Here is a 2,022-nt window from a genome sequence, read left to right as displayed (position 1 = left end):
ATAGGTAATGGCCGTAAACGCAGAAACCCCACCTTTAGGGGGTGGGGTTTCTGTTGCTGCTGGGGAGCCTGACGATTACCTACTTTCACACGGGCAATCCGCACTATCATCGGCGTGGAGTCGTTTCACGGTCCTGTTCGGGATGGGAAGGGGTGGTACCGACACGCTATGGTCATCAGGCATGACTGGTTGCCGTGCTGCTCGTGGAGCAGCACGGCCAATCGGGAAGAAGTAGTTTCTGGTGATGCTCACCAGAGGGAGATTCGGGGGGGTTGTGTTGTTTCTGGCACAACACTGATCTCAACCTGAGTGTCTGCACCCCATCTGGGGATTCACACGCATCCCCTTCGGGGATCGGACCCGAGTAAGCGCCAAAGCACTGACTCGGGTCGAGACACACCTGTTATAGGATCAAGCCTTACGGGCAATTAGTATCAGTTAGCTTAACGCATTACTGCGCTTCCACACCTGACCTATCAACGTCCTGGTCTTGAACGACCCTTCAAGGGGCTCGAAGCCCCGGGGATATCTCATCTTAAGGCGAGTTTCCCGCTTAGATGCTTTCAGCGGTTATCTCTTCCGAACATAGCTACCCGGCGATGCCACTGGCGTGACAACCGGTACACCAGAGGTTCGTCCACTCCGGTCCTCTCGTACTAGGAGCAGCCCCCTTCAAATATCCAGCGCCCACGGCAGATAGGGACCAAACTGTCTCACGACGTTTTAAACCCAGCTCACGTACCTCTTTAAATGGCGAACAGCCATACCCTTGGGACCGGCTACAGCCCCAGGATGAGATGAGCCGACATCGAGGTGCCAAACACCGCCGTCGATATGAACTCTTGGGCGGTATCAGCCTGTTATCCCCAGAGTACCTTTTATCCGTTGAGCGATGGCCCTTCCATACAGAACCACCGGATCACTATGACCTGCTTTCGCACCTGCTCGACTTGTCGGTCTCGCAGTTAAGCACGCTTATGCCATTGCACTATCAGCACGATTTCCGACCGTACCTAGCGTACCTTCGTACTCCTCCGTTACACTTTGGGAGGAGACCGCCCCAGTCAAACTGCCTACCATGCACTGTCCCCGACCCGGATCACGGGCCAAGGTTAGAACCTCAAACAAACCAGGGTGGTATTTCAAGGACGGCTCCACGCAAACTGGCGTTCACGCTTCATAGCCTCCCACCTATCCTACACAGATCGGTTCAAAGTCCAATGCAAAGCTACAGTAAAGGTTCATGGGGTCTTTCCGTCTAGCCGCGGGGAGATTGCATCATCACAAACACTTCAACTTCGCTGAGTCTCGGGAGGAGACAGTGTGGCCATCGTTACGCCATTCGTGCAGGTCGGAACTTACCCGACAAGGAATTTCGCTACCTTAGGACCGTTATAGTTACGGCCGCCGTTTACCGGGACTTCAATCAAGAGCTTGCACCCCATCATTTAATCTTCCGGCACCGGGCAGGCGTCACACCCTATACGTCCACTTTCGTGTTTGCAGAGTGCTGTGTTTTTATTAAACAGTCGCAGCCACCAGTTTATTGCAACCCCTTCACCCTTCTGGCGCAGGCCAGTCAAGCTACAGGGGCGTACCTTATCCCGAAGTTACGGTACCAATTTGCCGAGTTCCTTCTCCCGAGTTCTCTCAAGCGCCTTAGAATACTCATCTCGCCCACCTGTGTCGGTTTGCGGTACGGTCTTGTTAAACTGAAGCTTAGAGGCTTTTCTTGGAACCACTTCCAGTTGCTTCTTCACCGAAGTGAATGGCCTCGCACCCTTGAATTCCGCGCCCGGATTTGCCTAAGCGCCTTCTCCAATGCAAGGACCGGGACTTCCAACACCCGGACAACCTTCCGCGATCCGTCCCCCCATCGCATTTAACAATGGTGCAGGAATATTAACCTGCTTCCCATCAGCTACGCATTTCTGCCTCGCCTTAGGGGCCGACTCACCCTACGCCGATGAACGTTGCGTAGGAAACCTTGGGCTTACGGCGAGGGGGCCTTTCACCCCCTTT

At 54.3% G+C, this 2,022-nt stretch carries 2 rRNA genes; both read right to left on the bottom strand.

Annotation, left to right across the window (positions count from 1 at the left end):
- Positions 1-66: 66 nt before the first annotated feature.
- A 5S ribosomal RNA gene (rrf, locus tag BLV45_RS26865) occupies positions 67-180 on the bottom strand.
- Positions 181-407: 227 nt separating this feature from the next.
- Positions 408-2,022: ribosomal RNA gene (locus BLV45_RS26860) — 23S ribosomal RNA — on the bottom strand; the annotation flags it as partial.

This window comes from Paraburkholderia sartisoli (assembly GCF_900107685.1).
Classification (GTDB): domain Bacteria; phylum Pseudomonadota; class Gammaproteobacteria; order Burkholderiales; family Burkholderiaceae; genus Paraburkholderia; species Paraburkholderia sartisoli.
The sequence above is the reverse complement of the archived record's forward strand: the minus strand, read 5'-3'. Positions and strand labels throughout refer to the sequence as shown.